General features: G+C 75.8%; 17 protein-coding genes. 14 read left to right on the top strand and 3 right to left on the bottom strand.

What is annotated here, in order from left to right; genetic code table 11:
* The first annotated feature begins 137 nt into the window (after positions 1 to 137).
* The 3 genes from AC3ET3_RS04185 (at position 138) to AC3ET3_RS04175 (ending at position 3,546) form a co-directional block, all read left to right on the top strand.
* Positions 138 to 710: a toxin-antitoxin system, toxin component family protein gene (locus AC3ET3_RS04185; RefSeq protein ID WP_432139278.1), complete on the top strand. Its 573-nt coding sequence runs from the start codon at positions 138 to 140 to the stop codon at positions 708 to 710.
* Positions 707 to 1,981 (top strand): DUF6545 domain-containing protein, encoded by a 1,275-nt coding sequence (locus AC3ET3_RS04180; RefSeq protein ID WP_432139279.1) that lies wholly within the window; start codon positions 707 to 709, stop codon positions 1,979 to 1,981. Before AC3ET3_RS04185 ends, AC3ET3_RS04180 begins: the two co-directional genes overlap by 4 nt.
* A 140-nt stretch (positions 1,982 to 2,121) precedes the next feature.
* The gene (locus tag AC3ET3_RS04175) at positions 2,122 to 3,546 is read left to right on the top strand and encodes an NAD(P)/FAD-dependent oxidoreductase (RefSeq protein WP_432139280.1); all 1,425 of its coding nucleotides are present in this window, start codon (positions 2,122 to 2,124) and stop codon (positions 3,544 to 3,546) included.
* Between the two features lie 135 nt (positions 3,547 to 3,681).
* On the opposite strand, the gene AC3ET3_RS04170 is transcribed toward AC3ET3_RS04175, so the two are convergent.
* Together AC3ET3_RS04170 and AC3ET3_RS04165 are read right to left on the bottom strand one after the other, a co-directional pair.
* Positions 3,682 to 4,530 carry an SMP-30/gluconolactonase/LRE family protein gene (locus AC3ET3_RS04170; RefSeq protein WP_432139281.1) on the bottom strand — a complete coding sequence of 283 codons (849 nt, stop codon included), beginning with the start codon at positions 4,528 to 4,530 and terminating at the stop codon, positions 3,682 to 3,684.
* Positions 4,527 to 5,300, bottom strand: coding sequence for an IclR family transcriptional regulator (locus AC3ET3_RS04165; RefSeq protein ID WP_432139282.1), 774 nt, complete (start codon positions 5,298 to 5,300; stop codon positions 4,527 to 4,529). Before AC3ET3_RS04165 ends, AC3ET3_RS04170 begins: the two co-directional genes overlap by 4 nt.
* A gap of 196 nt (positions 5,301 to 5,496) precedes the next feature.
* Here AC3ET3_RS04165 and AC3ET3_RS04160 point away from each other — a divergent pair, with 196 nt between their 5' ends.
* Complete coding sequence (locus AC3ET3_RS04160; RefSeq protein ID WP_432157984.1) at positions 5,497 to 6,033, top strand: hypothetical protein; 537 nt, start codon at positions 5,497 to 5,499, stop codon at positions 6,031 to 6,033.
* Here the strand turns inward: AC3ET3_RS04160 and AC3ET3_RS04155 are convergent.
* Positions 6,008 to 6,901 (bottom strand): ATP-grasp domain-containing protein, encoded by an 894-nt coding sequence (locus AC3ET3_RS04155; protein WP_432139283.1) that lies wholly within the window; start codon positions 6,899 to 6,901, stop codon positions 6,008 to 6,010. The genes AC3ET3_RS04160 and AC3ET3_RS04155 overlap by 26 nt on opposite strands.
* 154 nt (positions 6,902 to 7,055) lie before the next feature.
* Here AC3ET3_RS04155 and AC3ET3_RS04150 point away from each other — a divergent pair, with 154 nt between their 5' ends.
* The 10 genes from AC3ET3_RS04150 (at position 7,056) to AC3ET3_RS04105 (ending at position 21,894) form a co-directional block, all read left to right on the top strand.
* Entirely contained in the window at positions 7,056 to 8,504 is a 1,449-nt protein-coding gene (locus AC3ET3_RS04150; protein ID WP_432139284.1) for an acyl-CoA synthetase, read from the top strand.
* Entirely contained in the window at positions 8,497 to 9,864 is a 1,368-nt protein-coding gene (locus AC3ET3_RS04145) for a carboxyl transferase domain-containing protein (RefSeq protein WP_435611646.1), read from the top strand. The genes AC3ET3_RS04150 and AC3ET3_RS04145 overlap by 8 nt, the downstream gene beginning before the upstream one ends.
* Positions 9,865 to 9,902: 38 nt before the next feature.
* Complete coding sequence (locus AC3ET3_RS04140) at positions 9,903 to 10,037, top strand: hypothetical protein (protein ID WP_432139286.1); 135 nt, start codon at positions 9,903 to 9,905, stop codon at positions 10,035 to 10,037.
* A 172-nt stretch (positions 10,038 to 10,209) separates the two neighbouring features.
* Positions 10,210 to 10,617, top strand: coding sequence for a CU044_2847 family protein (locus tag AC3ET3_RS04135; RefSeq protein WP_435611645.1), 408 nt, complete (start codon positions 10,210 to 10,212; stop codon positions 10,615 to 10,617).
* A gap of 24 nt (positions 10,618 to 10,641) precedes the next feature.
* Positions 10,642 to 12,357 carry a VMAP-C domain-containing protein gene (locus AC3ET3_RS04130; protein ID WP_435611644.1) on the top strand — a complete coding sequence of 572 codons (1,716 nt, stop codon included), beginning with the start codon at positions 10,642 to 10,644 and terminating at the stop codon, positions 12,355 to 12,357.
* Between the two features lie 50 nt (positions 12,358 to 12,407).
* On the top strand, positions 12,408 to 13,439 hold the full coding sequence (locus tag AC3ET3_RS04125) for an AAA family ATPase (RefSeq protein WP_432157969.1): 1,032 nt from the start codon (positions 12,408 to 12,410) through the stop codon (positions 13,437 to 13,439).
* Positions 13,440 to 13,722: 283 nt separating this feature from the next.
* The gene (locus tag AC3ET3_RS04120) at positions 13,723 to 18,045 is read left to right on the top strand and encodes an SAV_2336 N-terminal domain-related protein (protein ID WP_435611643.1); all 4,323 of its coding nucleotides are present in this window, start codon (positions 13,723 to 13,725) and stop codon (positions 18,043 to 18,045) included.
* Between the two features lie 174 nt (positions 18,046 to 18,219).
* On the top strand, positions 18,220 to 19,257 hold the full coding sequence (locus tag AC3ET3_RS04115; RefSeq protein WP_432139291.1) for a rod shape-determining protein: 1,038 nt from the start codon (positions 18,220 to 18,222) through the stop codon (positions 19,255 to 19,257).
* Between the two features lie 292 nt (positions 19,258 to 19,549).
* A complete protein-coding gene (locus tag AC3ET3_RS04110) occupies positions 19,550 to 20,227 on the top strand; it encodes an ANTAR domain-containing protein (RefSeq protein ID WP_432139292.1) in 678 nt (225 codons plus the stop codon).
* A 422-nt stretch (positions 20,228 to 20,649) separates the two neighbouring features.
* Complete coding sequence (locus tag AC3ET3_RS04105; RefSeq protein WP_432139293.1) at positions 20,650 to 21,894, top strand: hypothetical protein; 1,245 nt, start codon at positions 20,650 to 20,652, stop codon at positions 21,892 to 21,894.
* Positions 21,895 to 22,036: the final 142 nt, after the last annotated feature.

Below are 22,036 nucleotides of genomic sequence, written 5' to 3'. Positions count from 1 at the left end.
TGCTCACCGCAGGACTTCCGGCAGCGCTTCCCACCACGGCCTCCACGGTCGTCGGGTTTTCACACACCCGTGACGCGGCCCCGGCTTGCCGCGTAACCTCGAACAGGCCGGCGCCGGACGGCGAGAAGGGGGACTTGATGGACATCGCGGGCGCACTGCGGCGGGCCCGTACCGGCCCGGCCATGCGCGCGCTGACCCGCGAACTCACCGCCGGGCTGCGGGACCTGCCCCGGCCGCCGGGCGACATGGGTGAGCTGTGCCGGGCGCTGTGCGCGGCGATGGGCGCCCTGCGCGGCGGGCGGCCCGTAGAGCTGCGCTTCGAGCGCTTCCCCGACGAACTCGACGTGACGGGGCTGTGGGTGGAGTTCCAGGACTTCGACCTGGTGATCGTCGAGGAGCGGGCGGAAGAGGTGCAGCGCCTGGTCATCCTCGGCCATGAGCTGTGGCACCTGCACGCCGGGCACCGCCACCACCACGCGGCCGCCGCCGACGCGCTGGCCACCCGGCCCGGCTGGCCGGACGTCGCCCTCACGGTGGCCGCCCGCAACGGCTCCCGGGCGGCCGACGAGGCCGAGGCCGACACCTTCGGACACCTGCTGGCGGCCTCCGTACGGACGTATCCGCGCGGGCCGGGCGACGCCGGGCCGGACGCCGCGCACCGGGTCCAGCGGTCGCTGGGCTACCGCGGGCGCGGGGGCGCGGCCCGGTGACCCACACCCTCCTCCCGTCGGCGCTGGCGTCCGCCGGCGCCGCCGCACCGCTCGGCCGGTTCGCCATCTCCTTCTGGATCCCGACCGCCGTGCTGTGCGTGGCGCTCGCCATCAAGCTGCCGACCATCATCCGCCTGTGGCGGGACCCGCTGCTGCGCGCCGTGGGCGGACTGCTGCTGCTGGCCTGCGCGGTCTTCGTGTTCGTGGCGCCCACGACCATCGCCTGGACCAACCGGGTCACCGGCGTGCCCAACATCTCGGCGCCCTGGTGCTATTCGCTGCTCACGGCGTTCTGCGGGTCCTGTCTGCTGCTCATCATCGCCTGGCGCAACGGCCTGTCCGAGCGCTCCCCCGACACCCGCCGCGCGATGCGCTGGGTGATCAGCAGCTACTCGGCGGTGATCGTCGCGCTGTGGGTGCTGTTCTTCCTCGCGGACGCGCCCGAGGAACGGCTGCGGGACCTCGACACCTACTACGCGACCACCCCGTTCATGCGCGAGGAGATCCTGCTCTACCTCCTCGCCCACTGCGTGGCCGTCCTCATCACCTCGCGGCTGATCTGGAACTGGGTGCGCACCGACGGGCTCGACGCCTGGCTGCGCTCCGGGCTGGTCTTCCTGGTCATCGGCTACGGCCTCAACCTGGTCTTCGACGGGCTCAAGCTGACCGCCGTGGCGGCCCGGTGGGCCGGGCGCGACCTCGACTGGCTGAGCACCGACCTGGCCCCGCTCGCCGCCTGCCTGTCCGCGATCCTCGTCGCGGCCGGCTTCATCCTGCCGCACGCCGGCCAGTTCCTGCACGACCGGTGGCGGGTGCGGGCGGCCCACCGCGCGCTGCGCCCGCTGTACGTGCTGACGCGGACGGTCAACGGCACGGGCATCCCGTTCGCCCTGCGCGCCACGCCCGAACTGCGGCTGATCCGCCGTGAGACCTACATCCGGGACGTGCTGCTGGCGCTGGCCCGGCACATCGACGAGGACCAGCTGCGGCGCGCCTACGCCGCCGCCCTGCGGCTCGGCTTCCCGGAGCCCCGGGCGAAGGCGCTGGCCGCCGCCGTGGCCGTCCAGGACGCCGCCGCCCGCAAGATCCGCACACCGGACGGCGGGGGGTCCGTCCGGCCCGACACCACGGATCTGCTCCAGGAGATCGGGGCGGTCTCCCGGGCTCTGCGCGCCCCCGACGACCTGGCTGCCGTCCGCGCCCACGCAGCCGCCCCAGCAGCGCCTGATGAGCAGGCCCCGGCAGCAGAGAGCAGCGTTTGGCGTTCATGAGTCCCACGTCCGAGAGTCCCACGCCCGAGCGTTCCACAGCCGAAAGTGCCACGGCCGAAAGTGCCAACCCCGAGCGTCCCACGCCCGAAAATCCCGCTCCCGGGCGTCTGACGTCCGAGCGTCTGACGTCCGAGAGTCCCATGCACGGGCGGTCCGCGACCGGCCGCCCCACCACCGCCGTCGTCCTCGGCGGTTCCCTCGCCGGCCTGCTCGTCGCCCGCGCCCTCGCGGACGTCGTCGGCCGGGTGACCGTGGTGGAGCGCGACACGCTGCCCGACGGGGCCGAGCCGCGCCGGGGACTGCCCCAGGCCCGCCACGCCCACCAGCTGTGGTCCGGCGGGGCACTGGCCCTCGCCGAGCTGGTGCCGGGGATCACCGACCGGCTGCGCGAGGCCGGGGTGCGGCGCCTGGCCGTCACCACCGACATGGTCGCGCTGTCGCCTTACGGCTGGTACCGGCGGTGGGCCGAGTCCCACCACGTGCTGCTGGCCGGCCGCGATCTGCTCGACGCGACGGTCCGGGCCGCCGTGCTCGCCGACGGCCGCGTCGAGGTCCTGGAGCGCACGGAGGCACGCGCGCTCACGGGTACGGCCGCTGCGGTGACCGGCGTGCGGATCGGGCCGGCGGGCGGGGACGGCGCCGGCGGCCGGGAGCGGGTGCTGGACGCCGACCTCGTCGTCGACGCCACCGGACGCGGCTCACGCGCCGCGCGGTGGCTGACCGGGCTGGGGCTGCCCGAACCGCGCCGCCGCGAGGTGGACTCCGGCATCGCCTACGCGAGCCGGCTGTTCCGGGCGCCGGAGGCGGCGCGCGAGGCGTTCCCCGTGGTCAACGTCCAGCCCGACCCGAGGACCGGTGAGCCGGGGCGCGGCGGGGTGCTGCTGCCGGTGGAGGACGGGCGGTGGCTGGTCACGCTGTTCGGGACCCGGGGCGGCGAACCCAGCGCCGACACCGGGGACTTCGCGCGGTTCGCCCGTGCGGAGCTGCGCCATCCCGTGATCGCCGACCTGATCGGGCGGGCCGAGCCGCTGACCGAGGTGGCGTTCACCCGGACGACCGCCAACCGGCGGCTGTTCTACGAGCGGATGCGGACCTGGCCGGAGAACTTCGCCGTGGTCGGGGACGCGGCGTGCGCCCTCAACCCGGTCTACGGGCACGGGATGTCGGTCGCCGCGCAGGGCGCGCTGGCACTGCGCGAGGTGGTGCGGCGCCACGGGCTGGGGTCACCCGGCCTGGCCCGGCGCGTCCAGAAGGCGGTGGCCCGGCCGGCCTCCGCCGCCTGGGACCTCGCCATCGGCATGGACGTGTTCTACCCCGGCGCCACGGAGAACGGCCCCACCCTCCGGGAACGGGCACTCGCCGCCTACGTGGGGCGCCTGCTGTACACGGCGACCGGCAACGGCCGTATCGCCCGCCGGGTGACGGACGTGACGTCCCTGGAACGGCCGGCACCGACCCTGGCGGCCCCGGGCATGCTGCTGGCCGCGGCCGTCGGCCCCCTGAAGCCCCCACTCACCGAACCGCCGCTGACGGCGGAGGAGCTGAAGCGGGCGGGACTCCAATAGCGTGACCCGCCCGCGGCCCGACCGCCCCCGGCCCGACCGCCCGCGGGCCGGCGGAACCCGCCCGGGGTGCGGGAGTCCCGCGACCGGTCACCCTCGACCGCTCACCCACACCGGCGGCCGCATCCGTACGCCCGGTCAGCCGAAGGCCGGCTGGGCGACGCCCCGCCCCGCACCCGGGACCACCAGCAGCGACCCGGCCACGGGGTGCGGGGCGTCCAGGCCCACCCGGGCCGTGGTCACGTACAGGTCCGTGAGGCCGGGACCGCCGAAGGCGCAGGCGGTCACGCGCGGGGTGGGCAGCTCGATCACCCGGTCCAGCGCGCCGCCCGGCGTGTAGCGGCGTACCGCCCCGCCGTCCCACAGCGCCACCCACACGCAGCCGTCCGCGTCGACCGTGAGTCCGTCGGGGAAGCCCTCGCCCGTCTCGACCTCCACGAAGGGCCGGCGGTTCGCCACGCGGCCCCCGTCGTGGTCGAAGACGTCCACCCGGCGGGTCGGGGAGTCGATGTAGTACATGAGGCGGCCGTCGGGGCTCCAGCCGATGCCGTTGCTGACGGCGACGTCGTCGAGGACCGTCTCGACGGTGCCGTCGGCGGTGAGCCGGGACAGCGTCCCCCCGCCCGGCGCCTCGTCGTACCGCATGGTGCCGGCCCACAGCGCACCGTCCGGGGCGACCGCCGCGTCGTTGGCGCGACGGCCGGGCACCGGCTCGTGGTGCAGCCAGCGCAGGGAGTCGTCGGGGCCGAGCAGCGCCACTCCGTCGCGCAGGTTGAGGACCAGGCCGCCGTCCGCGCCGGGCTTGACGGCGCCGACGTGCTGGTCCGTCGTGCGGACGGTGCGCCGCCCCGTCACGGGGTCGTACGTGTGGACGCGCGCGCCCAGGATGTCCAGCCACAGCAGGCGCCCGCGGACCGGGTCCCAGGTCGGCCCCTCCCCCAGCTCCGCCTCGGCGCGTACCGCGACCTCGTACACCGGCCCGCTCACACCGGGCTCCGGTGGCCGAGGTGCTCGGACAGCTCGGCGGCGCCCTTGGCGGCCAGCTGCTCCAGCTCGCCGCGCCGTTCCTCGCTCCAGCGGATCATCGGCACCGAGATGGACAGCGCGGCGACCACCTGACCGGTGCGGTCGCGCACCGGCGCGGCCACACAGCTGACGTCCGGGTTGGACTCGCGGTTCTCCACCGCGAGCCCGCGCCTGCGGATCTCGGCAAGGGTCTCGCGCAGCGCGCCGACGTCGGTGATGCTGTTGGGGGTCATGGCGACCAGCTCGGCGCCGTCCGGGATGCGTGCCGCGAGTTCCGCCTCGGGAAGGGAGGCCAGCAGCATCTTGCCGACGGACGTGCAGTGCGCGGGCAGGCGACGGCCCGCCGCCGACACCATGCGCACCGCGTGCGTGGAGTCGACCTTGGCGATGTAGATGACGTCGGTGCCTTCGAGGATGGCCACGTGGACCGTCTCGTCGCAGGTCTCGGCGACGGACCGGGCGACCTGCTGGCCCTCGGCGGCGAGGTCCAGCTGTTCGGCGTAGCGACTGCCCAGCTGGTAGGGACGGACACCGAGCCGGTAGCGCCCCGGCTGGCCGGGGACGGGCACCAGGTAGGACCGGGCGGCGAGCGTGGTGACCAGTTCGTGCACGGTGGTGCGGGGCAGCTGGAGCCGACGCACTATGTCGGGGGCGGAGAGCGTCCCGTCCCCGTCGAGGAACAGCTCCAGGATGTCCAGAGCCCGGGTAACGGCAGGTACGAGGCGTCCCACGGCCGGCCCCCTCCCTTGAAGATCGCGTATCGGTCGCAGATCGCGTGCAGGTCAGAGATCGTTCGAAATCTCAACTGGCGATCGGAATGACGAACACAGGCTAGTCATAGAGCGTCGGAGCGGGCAATGGCCGGGGAACCGTAGGCTCGGCGGTGTGTTCACCGAGGCCGACTTCCAGCTCGTCCTGCTGCGCCGCATGGCCGACCACAACCCGGAGCTGGTGGCGGACGCCCGCCGCCGCCTGGGGGTGTCGATCGCCGAGATGCGGGACGCCAACAAGCGGTGGCAGGCCATGGTCCGCTCCCCGCGCGCCCGCGCCGCCGCCTCCCGCTACCGCTCCGTGCTCGGCGCCCCCGAGTCCACGGCGCCCCGCCGGATCGGCGACCTCGACTGCGAGGCCTGGCAGTGGCCCGTGCCGCTCTGGCCGGACCTGCGGTTCGAGGTGCTCCGCGGGCCCGGCGGAGCCGTCTGGAACGAGTGGCTGGTCCGCGCCCCGGGCGCACCCGGCCCCGTGCTGCGCACCCTCGCCGACCTGACCCCCTGGTCGTGCACGGTCGACGAGGCCGCCCGCGCCTTCGCACCGGCCCGCCCCCTGGAGGGCACCGCCCCCACCCGGTGGGGGCTGGCGTTCGCCGCGCCGGACGCGGACGGTGTGCCGCGGGAGGTGGTCGCCGAGTTCACCTGGGGGCTGCTGCAGCGCACGGCGGTCAGCGGCGCCGCGGGCCCGCCGTAGCCTCGGCCGCGGCGAGGATCGCCGCGACGACCGCCGGCACCGACCCCGGGTGCAGCCCGAGGAACAGGTTGGGCTCGATCAGTTCCAGTTCCATCAGCCGGGGCTGCCCGTCCGGGCCGTCGACCAGGTCGACGCGTGCGTACAGCAGCTCCGGGCCACCGGGCACGGCCGCCAGCGCCCTCTCGGCAACGGCGAGTTCGGCCGGGGTCGGCTGCCAGACCCGCAGATCGGGGTGCGGCACCTTGTCGGCGTCGTACGGCGTGTCCGGCGCGAGGACGGCGCCCTTGCGGCTGGCGTGCAGCAGGCTCCCGCCGAAGAACTGCAGCGCCCGCTCACCGCTGACGTCGATGTCCCGGACGTAGGGCTGCACCATCGCCGTGAACCCCTCGGCGTGCAGGCGCGCCAGGTGCCGGACGGCGCTGTCGTGCCGCTCGGGCGGGTACCGGGCGGCGAACCGGGCTCCGGCACCCGACGTCGGCTTGATCACGAACTCGTGGTCGGCGGGGAGGTCTGCGGGGTCGCCGGGCGCGAGGTAGCGGGTGGGCACGGTCGGCACGCCGGCGTCGGCCAGCTCCCCGAGGTAGCGCTTGTCGGCGTTCCAGCGCACCGCCCCGACCGGGTTGGCGAGCCGGGTGAGCTTCCCGGCCCGCTCCAGCCACCGCCCGAACTCGGCCGCCCGCCAGCTGTAGTCCCAGGTGGACCGGAGCACGGCGAGGTCGTAGGCGGCCCAGTCGGTACCGGCGTCGTCCCAGGCCACGGTGTCCACCGCGGCCCCGGCCGCCGTGAGTTCCCGCGTCAGCAGCGGCAGGTCGGTGTCGCGGTGGGGCCGCGGCCCGGGGTCATAGGTGACGAGCGCTATCCGGGGCACGACGGGGGCCTCCTCGAAGGTGTGGGCAGACTCCCGGCAGGTTAAGGCCCTTCCCGCGTAGACCGGTCGGAAGGGCCCCGGCCGCCGCACCGGCCCGGTGGCCGGGGTAGGAAGGGTGGTGTCCGTCGTCGTCCCGCCCCAAGGAGTGTCCGGCGTGTCCTCTCTCTTCCCGGCCCTGACCGACCGACCCGGCGACCGCGTCGCCCTGCGGTTCGGTGAGCGGTCCTTGACGTACGCGGAACTGGCGGCGGCGGCCGGAGCCGTCGGGCAGCAGGTGCGCGGGGCCGGACGGGTGGCCGTGTGGGCGACTCCGTCGCCGGAGACCGCCGTCGCGGTGGTGGGTGTGCTCCTCGCCGGGGCCGCCGCCGTGCCGCTCAATCCGCGGTCGGGCGAGCGGGAGCTGGGACACATCCTCGCCGACAGCGCCCCCGGGGCGGTCCTCGCGGCGCCCGGGGAACGGCTGCCGGACGCGCTCACCGGCGTACCGCGGATCGACGTGGCGGTGGACGGACGCGGCCCGGCACCCGGGCCCGGCACGGCGGGCGACGACGACCCCGCACTCGTCGTCTACACCTCGGGCACCACCGGGCCCCCCAAGGGCGCGGTCATCCCGCGCCGGGCGGTCGCCCACACCCTGGACGCGCTCGCCGACGCCTGGCGGTGGACGGACGCCGACGTGCTGGTGCACGGGCTGCCGCTGTTCCACGTGCACGGGCTGGTGCTCGGGATCCTGGGCCCGCTGCGGCGCGGCGGGTCGGTGCGGCACCTGGGGCGGTTCACCACCGGGGGCGTGGCGCGGGAGCTTACCGGCGGGGCGACCATGCTGTTCGGCGTGCCGACGATGTACCACCGGATCGCGCTGGCGCTGTCCGACGACCCCGAGCTGGTCGAGGGGCTCACCGGGGCCCGGCTGCTGGTGTCCGGTTCGGCGGCGCTGCCGGTGCCCGACCACGAGCGGATCGCCGCGGTGACGGGGCGGCGGGTCATCGAGCGGTACGGCATGACCGAGACGCTGATGAACACCAGCGTGCGGGCCGACGGCGAGGCCCGTCCGGGCACCGTGGGCCTGCCGCTGCCGGGGGTCGGGCTGCGGCTCGTCGACGACGACGGCAGGCCCCTGGCCGCCCACGACGGGGAGACGGTCGGGGAGATCCAGGTGCAGGGGCCGAACCTGTTCACCGGGTATCTGAACCGCCCGGACGCCACGGCCGCCGCGTTCACCGCGGACGGCTGGTTCCGCACCGGGGACATGGCGGTGCGCGATCCCGACGGGTACGTGCGGATCGTGGGCCGCCGGGCCACCGACCTGATCAAGAGCGGCGGTCACAAGATCGGCGCCGGGGAGATCGAGAACGCCCTGCTCGACCATCCGGGAGTGGCCGAGGCCGCCGTCACCGGCGAGCCGGACGACGACCTGGGCGAGCGGATCGTCGCCTGGATCGTGCCGGCCGACCCCCAGTCCCCGCCCGGCGCCGAGGAGCTGGCCGGGCACGTGGCCGCCCGGCTGGCCCCGCACAAGAGGCCCCGCGCGGTCCGCTACCTCGACGCGCTGCCCCGCAACGACATGGGCAAGATCATGAAGCGGGCGCTGACCCATGGCTGACCGGCTCTCCGCGCGCGCCGCCCTCGCCCTGGTCACCGGCGACTTCGCCGAACTCCCCCACCCGCGGCGGCGGTCCGCCCCGGACGGACCGCTCGGCTGGCACGGCTACGACGACGCCCGCGCCCGCGCCGCCGACCGCACCGGCGAGTCGGAGTCCGTGGTGTGCGGGACGGGGACCGTCGGCGGTACCCGGGCCGTGCTGATCGCGTTCGAGTTCGGCTTCCTCGGCGGCTCGCTCGGCGAGGGCACCGGCGACCGGCTGGAGTCGGCCCACCGGCACGCCCGCGCCCACCGGCTGCCGGTGGTGTCGCTGGTCGCGACGGGCGGCAGCCGGATGCAGGAGGGCATGCTCGCGCTGAGCCAGCTCCAGCGGGTGGCGCGGGAGTCGGCGCTCACCCGGGAGGCGGGGCTGGCGCAGCTCGCCGTGGTGCGCGACCCGACGACCGGCGGCGGCTGGGCCACCCTGGGCGCGGGCGCCGACGTCACGCTGGCCCTGCCCGGCGCCCAGGTCGGCTTCGCGGGCTCGCGGGTGCGCCCGGCGGACGCCGATCCGGCCGCCTACACCGCCGAGGCGCAGGTCGCGGCGGGGTCGGCGGACGCGGTCGTACGGCCCGCCGAGCTGCCGGAGACGCTGGGGCTGTGGCTGCGGCTGCTGACAGGTGGGTCAGGGGAGCCGGCCGAGGTGCCGGAGCCGCTCGGCGGGAGCGGGGACCCGCCCGCCACGGGCTGGGAGGCGGTACGGCGCGCCCGCTCGCCCGAGCGGCCGCGCGCACGGGCCTACCTGGACGCGTACTTCAGCCGGCGCACCGCTGTCGTGGGCGACCGCTGCGGGGGCGCCGACCCGGACGGGGTGCTGTGCGGCTTCGGCACCGCCCGCCGCGACGGCCGTACGGTCGCCTTCGCCGCGCAGACCGGGACCGCCACCCGCCCGGCCGGCTACCGCACGGCGACCCGGCTGATCCGGCTCGCGGACCGGCTCGGTATCCCGGTGCTGACGCTGGTGGACACCCCGGGCGCGGCCAACGACGCCGAGGCGGAGCGGCAGGGTGTGGGGCCGGCGATCGCGGAGCTTTTCGGTACGGTCGCCACGGCCCGGATCCCGGTGACCACGCTGGTCGTCGGGGAGGGCGGTTCCGGGGGCGCGCTCGCGCTGGCCGCGCCCGGCCGGACCTGGGCGACGCCGGACAGCTACTTCTCCGTCATCGCGCCGGAGTCGGCCGCCGCGATCCTCAAGCGGCCGGCTGCGCAGGTGCCGGCGACCGCCGATGAACTCCTTTTGCGGCCACAGGACTTGGCCGAGCTGGGGGTGATCCGAACAGGGGATCAGATGTTCCCCGGAACAGGTGATCGTCGCTCTTGAGAGCGAACAACTCCCGTGTGACAAGTGATACTTACGGTGTGCGAGCGACGGGCTGCAGACCGTGGCCGACGCACAGGTCCCACACCGCAGTCAACGCGAGGAGCAGCAAGATCATGAACGTTCTCACCGACGCCCTGGCCTGCCTCGTCCACTTCATCGGCTGGCTGGTCTGACGTCGACGAACGCGCGGCGCCGTCTCCCCGTCCCCGGGAGGCGGCGCCGTCCGCGTTCCCCCGCACCTCCAACCGCCCTGCCGCCGACAGTGGTTGACGAGGCCGACGAGACAGCATCCGGCACCGTCCGTAACAATGGGCGGACACAGAGACGCGGGAGAACGGGGGCGGCGTGGAAGGGCTGACGGAGTTCGAGACGGAGGACGGTGCGGTGGTCGCCGTGGAGACCCGCGACGACCGCCCCGGTTCCCGGCTCGCCTCCCGGGGCGACGGCGTGGTCCGGGCCGCCCGCACCTTCGAGCAGGCCCTGGACGGGGTGCGCGCGGCGGCCGAGTCGGCGCTGCGGGTGTTCCGCGACGGCTCGCTGCGGCCGGACGGCGTGGAGATCGAGTTCGGGGTGAAGCTGTCGGCGGAGACCGGCGCGGTCATCGCCAAGGGCTCCGCTGAGGGCCATCTGGTGGTCAAGCTGACCTGGTCGCCGGGCAGCGATCAGGGCGAGGACGAGGAGGCCCTGTGGGCGGGCGCCGCTCAGGCCGCCGGGAGCGGTCGGGCAGGTCAGGAGCCGTCCGCGTCCTCATGAAGAGCACCGAATGAAGAGCACCGTATGAAGAGCGCCGAGTGGCACGCCCGGATCGAGTGCGTCGGCACGGTGGCCGGCGCCGGCTTCCTGGTCACCCCGCGCACGGTGCTGACCTGCGCGCACGTGGTGGCCGACGGCCCGGCGGAACTGACCGTGACCTTCACCGAGCGCCCCGACGTCCCCCCGCCGCAGGCCCGCGTGGTCGCGCACGGCGGCTGGACGGCACATGCCTCCAGCGACCTGGGCGACCTCGCCGTCCTGGAACTGGAGGACGAGGTTCCGATCGAACCGGCCGCGCTGGCCCCGGTGGACGCCGCGGACGCCGCGCACGGGATGCCGCCGCGCAAGTTGCTGGTGTACGGCTTCCCGGTCGGCTTCGACGAGGGCACCCTCGCCGAGTGCCGGATCACCGGGCCGCAGCTGATCAGCCGGGAGTGGATCCAGCTGGAGGCGTGGCAGCCCGACGGGCACCAGCTCGCCAAGGGGTTCAGCGGCGCCGCGGTCACCCTGGCGGACACCGGAGAGGTGGTCGGCATGGTCACCGCGGCCACCGGGGCCGCGCGCACCGGACGGATGATGCCCACCGAGGTGATGGCCCGCCACTGGCCCGGCCTCGAGGGCCTGGTGCCCGCCCCCGGCCACCGCACCGCCGACCGCGCCCGGCTGCGGGAACTGGTGGAACGGGCGGTGCGGGTGGGCCTGGCCTGCGAGCCGCTACGGCTGTACCGGGCCGCGATGGGGCCCTGGGACCCGGAGCCGCCGCCGGAGGGGTTCGACTCGCTGCGCTCGGCCGCGCTGTTCGTGCTGTCCGAACTGGACGGGCCGGACGCGGCCGGGACCGTGGCTCGGTTCACCGAACGGCTGGCCGGCCTGCTGGACGACATGGTGCGGGCCCCGGCGGAGCCGCCCGCCGTGCCCGACTGGTCGCCGATCCTCGTCGACCTGCAGCACAGCGGCGGGGGCGAGGACCTGGTGCGGGTGGAGGTGTCCGCGTACAGCGGGGGCCGCCGGCACCCGGTCGACTCGGGCACCGTGCCCCGGGCCCGGCTGGAGGAGTACGTCCAGGACCGCGTCGAGGCCGCTTTCCCGTATCTGACGCCCGGCTCCGACGAGTTGCTCGCCTTCGCGCTGCCCGGCGACTGGCTCGACCTGCCGGTGGACCGCTGGGCGCTCGGCTCCGACGACCCGACGCCGCTCGGCTGCCGCTACCCGCTGGTGGTCACCGCGCAGTCCCGGCGCAAGGCCAGCACCCGGCATCTGCTGACCCGCGTCTGGAACAGCCTGGACGCGCTCCCGGGCACCCGGATGCACCGGGTGGAGTGCGGCTCCACCGAGGCGGCCGGCCGGCTGCGGGTACGGCTGCTGCGGTCCGACGCCTGTCTGGTGGGGTTCGCCGCCTCGCCCGCCGCCGCGCACACCCGGGACCGCTTCACCACCTCGCTCACCACGCCGGCCCCGCTGGTCGCCTGGTCCCGGGACGGCTGCGCCGACGGGGAGCGGCAGACGCCGTGCGCGGGCGGCGACGGCTGCGCGGGCCAACGGTTCCTGGACGAGCTGGACACCTGTGTCTCGGGCCGCCTGCCCGCCGAACTACCCCGAAGAATCTGGGAGTTACGGCTGGAGGCGGAGGCGGAGGACGGGCACTGGGCGCGCGGCGTCCAGCTCCTGTGGGACGACCCGCGCGTCTTCGCCGACCCGCACGGCGGGGCCGCGGCGCCCGCCCGGTCACCGGTGGCGTGAGCGGGTACGACATGCGAGACCTGACGGGAACGGAGACCGGAGAAACCCCCATGCAGCACTGGTCCGTCTACACCGGCGACAGCGAGCCCCACGACGGCATCGACCGGCTGCCCGCGCCGCCGCCCTGGCGGGCGTTCGACGGGGAGCCCGTCCTGCCGCCGCCCCGGGACGCCGACGACGGGGCCGCGGTCTCCCCCGACCGGGTCCACCGCGCCCGCACCTACGTCGCCACCCCGGACAGCGTGCAGCTCGTCAACGCCGCGCTGGTCCTGCGCCGGCCCCTGCTGGTCACCGGCCCGCCCGGCACCGGCAAGTCGTCCCTGGCCTACGCGGTGGCGCGCGAGCTGCGGCTCGGCCCGGTGCTGCGCTGGAACATCACCAGCCGCACCACCCTCGCCGACGGGCTCTACCAGTACGACCCGCTGTCCCGGCTGTACGCGGCCCGGCAGGAGGCGCTGCGGGCGGCGACCGGGCCGGCACCGGGCAGCGAGGTCGAGGACCACCTGCGCCTCGGCCCCCTCGGCACCGCGCTGCTGCCCTACCGGCGGCCCCGGGTGCTGCTGGTCGACGAGATCGACAAGAGCGACCTCGATCTGCCGAACGACCTGCTGAACGTCCTGGAGGAGGGCCAGTACGAGATCCCCGAGCTGCTGCGCGCCGCCCGCCGCTCCCCGGCCGGCGCCACCGCCGAGGTCCTCGCCGACGGCAGCGACACCCCGGTGACCGTGACCCGGGGCCGGGTACGCTGCCGCGCCTTCCCGTTCGTAGTGCTGACCAGCAACGGCGAGCGCGAGTTCCCGCCGGCGTTCCTGCGCCGCTGCGTCCGGCTCCAGCTGCTGCGGCCCGACCGCGACCGGCTCACCGAGATCGTCCGCGCCCACCTGGGCACCCCGGCCGCCGAGGCCGAGCCCCTCATCGACCGCTTCCTGGACCGCGCCAAGGACGGCGAACTCGCCACCGACCAGCTCCTCAACGCCATCTACCTCACCGGCGTCGCCGGCCTGGACGCGGACTCCCGCGACGCCATGGCCCGACAGCTCATGCCCTACCTGAGCGCCACGGCCGACCACGATGGCCTCTGACGACAGCGAGAGCTCCGAGCGGCTCTCCGGGCCCGAGGGGGCCGAGTCCGGGGAGACCTGGGGCGCGGTGGGGACCGGGAGGGCCGACCGCACCGCACCCCGGCACCCCCCGGACACAGGGGAAGCCGAGACGCCCGACAAGGCCGAACCCCGGCACACCCCGGAAGCAGAGGGAACCGAGAAGCCCCACGGGGGCGAGTCCCAGGCGTGGGCTTCGGGGGCGGTGGGGGGCGCAGGCACCGGGACGGCCGGGCCGTCCGGAGGCCCCGGTGGGGTGTCCCCCGTGGCGCGGCTGGCCGCCGTACTGGGGGCGGCCGCGCGGGACCGCGCGGGCGAGGGGGGCGGCCCGGCCGACGGGCCCACCCCGCGGGAGCTGGCCGAAGTGCTGTGGCTGGGGATGCGCCTGGCGGAAGGGGATCAGCCGGCCGGCCTGGACGATGAGCCGTCCGGGGCGGCGCCCGGGCCCCCGCCCGGGCACGGCCGTGAACAGGCGCCGTCGCCGGTGCGGCAGGCACCCGAGCCCGATCCGCTGCCGCGGCCCGCTCCCCCGCCCCGGGTTCCGCTGCGGCTGCCGGCCGCGGAGCGCGCGGCGGCCCCGCCCGGCACCGCGCGCGGGCCCGTGCTCGCGCCCGCACCGCCGATGCTGGCCCGCCCCCTGGCCCTGCAGCGCGCCCTGCGCCCACTGAAGCGCAGGGTGCCCGCGCCGCGCGCCCGGGTACTGGACGAGCGGGCCACCGCCGACCGCATCGCCCGCCTCGGCGCCCACCCGGACATCTGGCTGCCCGTGCTGCGCCCGGCGCACGACCGCTGGCTGCGCCTGGCCCTGGTGCACGACACCGGCCCGACGATGCCGGTCTGGCGGCCCCTCGTGCGGGAACTGCACACCGTGCTGTCCCAGTCCGGCGTCTTCCGCACGGTCACCCTGCACCCGGCCGGCCCCGACGGCCGCGCCGGGCAGGTGCCCGTCCCGGCCGACGGACGCACGGCCGCGCTGGTCGTCAGCGACTGCATGGGCCCGCAGTGGCGGCCGGGCGCGGCGGGCAGCCGCTGGTACGCGACCCTGCGGCACTGGGCGGCGCGGATGCCGCTGGCGGTCGTACAGCCGCTCCCGGAGCATCTGTGGGAGACGACGGCACTCCCCGCCCGGCCCGGGCTGCTGTCGCCGCCGGCCGCCGCGGCCCCCGCCGCCGCGCTCGCCTTCACCCCCTACGACCGGGACGGCACGCCCCCGCCCCCGGCCGCCGTCCCCCTGCCGGTGCTGGAGCCCGGCGCGCCGTGGCTGGCCAACTGGGCGGCGCTGCTGGCCGATCCGGGCGGCGGCCGGCTGCCGGGAGCGGCGGCCTGGCTGCCGCCGCTCCCTCAGGCCCCGCAGGAGTGGTCGCCCGACCTCACGGCCGCCTCCGCCGAGGAACTGGTGCTGCGGTTCCGCGCGACCGCGTCCCCGGAGGCGTTCCGGCTGGCCGGTCATCTGGCGCTGGCGGTGCCGTCGGTGCCGGTGATGCGGCTGGTGCAGCGGGCGGTGGACCGTGATCCGCGCCCGCAGCACCTGGCCGAGGTCATCCTCAGCGGCATGCTCACCGCCGTCGGCGGGCCGCCGGGGTCGTACGCGTTCCGGCCGGGCGTACGGGAGTTGCTGCTGCGCACCCTGCCGCGCACGGCCCGCGGCCGCACCCGGGAGTTCCTGGCCCGGGTGGGCGGGCTCATCGACGAACGGGCCGGAGCCGCGGCGGGTGAGTTCCGCGCCCGCCCCGGCGAGGCGGACGCGTTCGCGACGGTGCGGGAGGAGACGGTACGGCGGCTGGGCGGGGAGCCGGAGGCCCGGGTACCGGGGCCGGACGGCCCCACGGCGCGCCAACTGGTCGGTGGGCGCTACCGGTTGGTGACCCGGCGCGGGGCGAGCCGCCGGGTGTGGCAGGCGGTCGACACCCGCACCCGCGAGCCGGTCGTCGTCCATCTGTACCCGCGGCAGGAGGAGTCACCGCGGCGGTTCCTGCGGGAGGCCGAGGCCCTGCGGCGGGTCGACAGCCCGCACGTTCCCCGGGTGCTCGACCACGGCCTGCACGGCGAGACCCCCTATCTCGTCGTCGGTTTCACCGAGGGCGTGACCGTGAACGAGCTGATGAGCGGCAGCGGACCGGACGTGTCCACGGCCGTCTTCGTCCGGTTGCTGCGCGACGGCACGGCGGGACTGACGGCGCTGCACGCCCACGGCCTGGTGCGGGGGCAGCGCGGTGCCGGGTGCCTGCTGCTGCGCCCCGACGGCACGGTGACGCTCAGCCGGGTGGCGCTGGGCGAGGAGTCGCTGAACAGGACCGCCACGACGGATCTGCGCGGCTTCCACCGGACGCTGCGCGAGCTGGCACGGCACATCTCCGCCTCGCCGGAGTTCCGGGACGCGCTGGAGGCGATCCGCGAGGGGCGCCCACCGGACTTCCTGCTGGCGGAGCTGGAGGAACGGGCAGAACTGGAGGCATTGGCTCGCGACTTCGAACCGTTGGCCCTGCGCATGCTCGGCCCGCTGGCCCTCAGCCGGAACAACGAACCCCTGACGGTGCCGTCCCCCGAGGCCCAGGCCCTGTTGTGCATGCTCGTACGCCGGCGCGGCCACCGGGTGCCGTACGGCGATCTGGCCGGAGGCCTGTGGGAACGGCCGCCCGGGGAGCGGGAGTCGGCCCGTCGCATCGACGTCCTGGCGCGGGAGCTGGCCCGGATCCTGGGCCCCGGCACGCTGGCCGCGCTGCCGGACGGCTGGGCCCTGCACGCACCGGGGATCCAGGTCGACGCCTTCTTCCTCCAGGAGTTCGTCGGCCGGCTGCCCGAGCAGGCGCCCGAGAGCCGCCGTGATCTGGCGTATGCCACCCTCAACCTCTTCTGCGGCACGCCCCTCGACGGCGTCCCGGGCCCTGCCGCCGAGGCCGCCCGGGCCCACTTCGCCGCCCTCCGCGAGAGCCTGCGGACGACCGTCGCGGACACCGCGCCGCCGACCGCGCTCAGCGTCGAGACCGACACCGACCTCGCCGGCCGCCCCGAGACCCGGATCACCCTCGAACACGCACTCCACGAGATCCTTGCGCGGGGCTCCCTCACCGGTCAGCAGCACGAGATCCAGGTCCGCCCCAACGGCTATCTCGTCCGCATCGCCGCCGGCACCGACCTGCTCCCGGTCCTCGTCGCGGCCCTGCGCTGGCTCCCGGGGCACTGGGCCGCGCTGTCGGCGGCACCGCGCCTGCGGGTGGCGTTCGCGTCCGAACGGCACGCCGGGGAGGCCACCGCCCCGGTGACGGTCGTCGTCGCACCGGCCCTCTACGACGCCTTCTCCCGCAGCTCGGCGGCCACCGGCCCGCACCGCTTCCACCCACTGCACGGGGACGACCCGGACTCCCCCGCGGCCTGGTACTGGCCGGGCCCCGAGAACGACGGGCTGCTCAACGGACCCACCGTCGTCCAGGACCTCCGTCGACTCGGCATCCCGGCCCCGGGGCGGACGGCGATCGTGCACACCCGCGCCGAGGGCCCGCTCACGCTGTTCAACCCGACCGAGCCGCCCGTCGGCCCGGTGACGTACTGGGAGGTCGACCTCACCCTCCACCGGACCACCCGCCGCATCCTGCTGCCCAGCTCCGGGAAGGAGAACTTCACGGCGACCGTGGAGCTGCAGTGGCGTGTCACCGACCCGGTCGCGTTCGTGCGCGGGGGGCCGGCCGACGTCGCACGCCGGCTGGTCGAACACCTCACCCGCGGCGCCTCCAGGATCACCCGCCGGCACTCCCGGCGCCGCGCGACCGGCGCCGAGCGCGCGATCGCCGCGGGACTGGGCCGGTGGCCGGTGCCGGGGCTGGCCGTGACCTGCTCGGTCGCGCTCGCCCCGGAGAGCGCCGCGCCGCCGGAGACCCGCCCGTCGGGAACGGCGCCGCCCGGGCCCGGCGAGCTGCTGGGGCGGGCCGAGACCGTGCTGTTCGGCTTCGACGGCCCGCTGGTCCGGCTGTTCACGGCGGCGGCCGCGCGGGAGGCCGCGCTGGAGCTGCTGGCGCTGGCGGCCGAGGACCGGGACCCGCGGGACGCGCTGACGGGCCGCCCCCTGGTGGCCGGGGCGGCGCGGGAGTCACTGGTGCACCCCCTCGACGTGCTGCGGGTCTTCGCCCGCGAGCCGGTCGGACCGGTGCTGCGGCGCCGCCTCGACCAGCTGGAGCTGCGGGCCGTCCCGGACGCTCCCGCCACGCACAACGCCGTCGCGCTGATCCGCGCCCTGCACGGATCGGGGCGCCGGGTGAGCGTGGCCGCGGACGTGTGCGAACAGGCCGTCCACCGCTATCTGGAGTCCGCCCGGCTGCCGCTGTCCGGGGTGCAGGGCCGGGCCGACGACCTCGACCTGCTGATGCCGAACCCCGACTGCCTGCGGCGAGCCCTGCGGCCTGGTGGCACCCCGGCGAGCGGCGGCCTGCTGATCGGTACGACGGTCGCGGAGCTGGGCGCGGCCCAGCGGCTCGGGCTGGGCTTCGTGGGACTGGCCCGGAACCCGACCGTGGAGCAGGGGCTGCGGGCGGCGGGCTGCGAGGTGACGGTCCGTTCGCTGGCGCCGCTGCTGGAGGCGGCTCGGAGCCACTGACCGGGCGCAACGACCCTTATCTACGACTCATATGGGAAATAAGGGACAAAACCCCCATTCAGCGGCCCCCCGCCCGGCCCATCCGGAGAGGCGCCCGCCTCCCGCCCCTCGCACGATGCGAAGGAGGCCGACCGCCCGGCGGCCCCACGGTCTGCTTCTCGGGAGGACCCGCCCATGACCGCCAGCCTGGAGCAGCTGCGCCGCTGCCACTTCGCCGTCGACCTGGGCGCGGCGAGGACGCGGGTGTACGTGAAGGGCGCCGGGCTGGTCGTCGACCAGCCGTCCGCCGCCGCCGTCAACACCCGCACCGGCGCGCTGATCGCGGTCGGTGAGTTCGCCGAGAAGATGACGGGGCGCACCCCGCACTACATCCGCGTCGTGCGCCCGGTCTCCGGCGGCACCGTCGTCGACATCGAGATGGCCCAGCGCATGCTGCGCCACCTCCTCGGCGACAAGATGCGCCGCCAGCTGCGCCGCAAGCCACGGCTGCGGGCGGCGGCCTGCACCCCGCACGACGCCGACCCGCTGGCGCAGCGCGCCGCGATCGAGACCCTGGTCGGGCTCGGCGCCCGGCGCGTCGAGCTCGTCGACACGCTGATCGCCGCCGCCGTCGGCTGCGGACTGCCCGTGGAGCGCCCCGAGGCGACGATGATCATGGTGTGCGGGGCGGCCGCCACCCAGGTCGCCGTGCTCTCCCTCGGCTCGATCGTCACCGCCGAGCGCATCCCGGTGGGCGGCGAGGCGGTGGACCACGCGATCGTGCAGCACCTGCGCCACGAGCACGAGCTGATGCTGCCGAGCCAGTCCGTGCGGCCGCTGCAGCTCGCCCTGTCCGGCAACGGCCTCACCCCGCACGGCCCGGCCTCCACCGAGATCCACGGCCGGGACGTCGCCACCGGTCTGGCCCGCTCGGTGCGGATCGACACCGCCGCCGTGCGGGACGCCATCCAGACCCCGCTGACGGCCGTGCTCGACGGCATCGGCAAGGTCCTGCGAGACTGCCCGCCGGACCTGGTCGCCGACCTCGCCGACCGGGGGATCATGATGGTCGGCGGTTCGGCCCTGCTCCCCGGGTTCGACCAGATGCTGCGCCAGGCCACCGGCATGCCCGTGCACATCGCCGAACGCCCCGACATCTGCGCCGCCCAGGGCCTCGGCGCCATGCTGGAGGGCCGCATCCAACCGCTGGAACTGGACCCGCTGGGCGCCTGAGCCGACCGTACGACAGCTACCCACGTACCCGCGCGCCGGGCGCCCGGATCACCGGGCGCCCGGATCACCGGGCGCCCGGATCACCGGGCGCCCGGATCACCGGGCGCCCGGTCACCGCATGCCCGGACAACCGCTCCTCGGCCCCGCCACGCCAAGCCCGCGCCCCCGCTCATGCCACTGTCATGCCCCGGGCATACGCATCCTCCGTCCGGGTGTATCCCGGCGTGCCCGGGGCAGGGGCATCGAGAGGAGCGATGTCGGCAGCAGTGTCGTCCACGGCAGAGGCGGTGACATGACCCGGGTGATGGAAGGACAGCTCACGAGAGACGAGGACCCCCTGGTCATCGACGGGCGGGTGAAAGCCGGTCGAGCGGTTCTCACGGCGCGGGGCGAGCTGGTGCACGGCTGTACGAGAGTGCTCACCCAGCGGCTGGCCGCCCTGCCGGCGAGCACGAGCCACGTCGAACTGGACATGGCGGGCGTGGTGTTCATGGACACCGCGGGGCTCCAGTTCCTGGAGGCGCTGGTCGCCTACGGGCTCCGCTGCGAGGTGCCGGTCGCGGCCACCCACTGGACCGGCCAGCCGCGCCGCATCCTGGAACTCGCCGGCCTGGACACCGACGACCCGCTGCACAGCGCCCACACCCGCGCCGATTCCCGGGGGCCGGGCCCGGTCCCGTCGGCGGTGTCGCTGGAACGCGCGGAGCAACTGCTCGGCCTGCGCGAGGAGGTCGAACAACTGCGCCACGCGCTCGACTCCCGCCCGGTGATCGACCAGGCGCGCGGCGTCCTGATGGCCGTCCACTCCTGCACGCCCGAGCAGGCCTGGCACATCCTGCGCGAGGCCTCCCAGCTGTCCAACACCAAGCTGCGGACCGTCGCCGCCGCCGTCACCGACAGCGCGACCGGCCCCGCACCGCCCCACGAGGTGCGCTCCGCCCTGCGCGCGGCCATCGACCGGCACCGCTGAACGCCGCCCGGCCCCGCCGGTGCACGGCCGAGGGCAGCGGCGCCCGGAACGCCGGGTACCGGGGCGGACCGGACGCCGTACGCCGCCCCGTGCTTCCGCATGTCGCCCGCGTGCGGTCACAGGCGGTCGGAATGCGGCCGGTTGACGTCTTCCGGTGTTCGGCGGCGGGTCCCGCCGGGCATCGTGACAACAAGGCGGTACGGCAACGGGGCCGACCGCACGACCGTTCGGGCCGGGTGGGGCCGATGAGACGTCAACTCTCGTAGAACCGGCCGGTGTCCGGCTTTCGGCACGGCGTGCGCGGCCCCTACGATTCACCTGCCCCGGGCGACGACCCGCGGCGCCCGCGCGGGCTCGCGTGCGCACGGGCGTCTCCGGCCGTGCCGGACACCGCGCGGACCGCAACGGAGGGGGACCAGGCCATGGCGACACCAGGACGCGCCCGCTTACGGCGGCCGCTGCGGGCGGTGCCCCCGCTGGTGCTGGCCGGCGCGGCCGCACTGGCCGCCGGCACGCTGTGCGGTCTGGCGCTGGGCGCCGCGGGACTCGCGGACACGTCGGCCCTGGTGGACTCCCGCACCTACGTGTTCGGCGCCGGGCTGCTGCTCGCCGTCGGCCTGTACGGCAGCACGTACGGGATCGACGTCAAGGCCCTGCGCAGCGACCTGACCGGCGTGGTGGCCGCCGTCACCGTCGGCGTGGTGCTGAAGGCCGCGCTGATCACCGGGGCGATGCTGCTGGTCGTCCGCGGGCCGCAGGCCCTGGTGCTGGGCATCGCCGTGGCGCAGATCGACCCCTTGTCCGTGGCCGCCCTCGGCCGCAACGGCCGGATGTCCGCCCGGGCCCAGTCGCTGCTGACGGCGTGGGCCTCCTTCGACGACCCGATGACCGTCCTGCTCACCCTGTATCTGGCGGGCGCCGCCTACAGCGCCTCCGGCGGCGAGGGCACACCCGAGGTCGCGGCCGGGGGCACGGGCGGCTACCTGACCGGGCTCGGCTTCAACGCGGCCCTGCTCGCCGGTGTGCTGCTGCTGTGGTTCGTGGGCCGGCGGATCACCTCCCGGCTGCCCGACACCCCGGCGGGACGGCGGACGACGGGCACGGCCGCGGTGCTGCTGACCGTGGGGATGCTGGTGCTGGCGGCGGCACAGCAGCTGATGCTCGCGGTGGCGCTGGCCGGGCTGGTGCTGCGCTCGGTGTTCCTCGGCAAGGCGCTCGAACGCGCGGTCGGCGTCGCCTACCTCGCCGCGTTCTCCGCGCTCGGCCTGCTGCTGGCGCACGGGGTGGCGTGGTGGCCGGGGTTCGTGCTGGGCGTCGCGGCGTTCGGCGCGCAGGCCGTGGTGGCCCTCGGGGTGATGCCGCTGTTCGTACGGGGCCTCGGGCGCACCGACCGGATCGAACTGAGCCTGGGTCAGCAGAACGGCATCACGGCCGTGCTGATCGCCCTCACCCTGGAGCGTGATTTTCCCGGTACCGCCGCCACGGTGGGCCCGGCCGTCATCACCGTGAACGTGCTGTACGGCGTCTCGCAGGCGCTGCGCGCCCGTCAGGCGCGCCGCCGGCGCCCCGCTGACGGCAGGGAACTCACCGCGGGCACCGGACGTCTCCCGGAGTGCGAGCCGGGGGCCGGCAGCGAGCAGGTCGTGGACCGGCAGTCGGTCGCGTAGCCGCGGCCGGGCGGCATGCGGCGGGGACGGGAGAAGGGGGCGGCACGGCCGGTGCGGTGAGTCCGGCGAGGCGCGTCCGGCGGCACCGGGCACACCGGCGAGGTGCCCCCGAGGCCCCGGCAGGCGAACGGCGTACGAGGCG

The organism is Streptomyces sp. bgisy159 (assembly GCF_057707805.1).
Note: the sequence above shows the minus strand (reverse complement) of the source record. Positions and strands in the feature narration are given on the sequence as shown.

Bases quoted from the DNA above. Each gene is read 5' to 3' on its own strand.
- AC3ET3_RS04185 (WP_432139278.1), top strand. From the start codon at position 138: ATGGACATCGCGGGCGCACTGCGGCGGGCCCGTACCGGCCCGGCCATG.
- AC3ET3_RS04175 (WP_432139280.1), top strand. From the start codon at position 2,122: ATGCACGGGCGGTCCGCGACCGGCCGCCCCACCACCGCCGTCGTCCTC.
- AC3ET3_RS04160 (WP_432157984.1), top strand. From the start codon at position 5,497: ATGGCCGACCACAACCCGGAGCTGGTGGCGGACGCCCGCCGCCGCCTG.
- AC3ET3_RS04145 (WP_435611646.1), top strand. From the start codon at position 8,497: ATGGCTGACCGGCTCTCCGCGCGCGCCGCCCTCGCCCTGGTCACCGGC.
- AC3ET3_RS04130 (WP_435611644.1), top strand. From the start codon at position 10,642: ATGAAGAGCGCCGAGTGGCACGCCCGGATCGAGTGCGTCGGCACGGTG.
- AC3ET3_RS04125 (WP_432157969.1), top strand. From the start codon at position 12,408: ATGCAGCACTGGTCCGTCTACACCGGCGACAGCGAGCCCCACGACGGC.
- AC3ET3_RS04115 (WP_432139291.1), top strand. From the start codon at position 18,220: ATGACCGCCAGCCTGGAGCAGCTGCGCCGCTGCCACTTCGCCGTCGAC.
- AC3ET3_RS04110 (WP_432139292.1), top strand. From the start codon at position 19,550: ATGACCCGGGTGATGGAAGGACAGCTCACGAGAGACGAGGACCCCCTG.
- AC3ET3_RS04105 (WP_432139293.1), top strand. From the start codon at position 20,650: ATGGCGACACCAGGACGCGCCCGCTTACGGCGGCCGCTGCGGGCGGTG.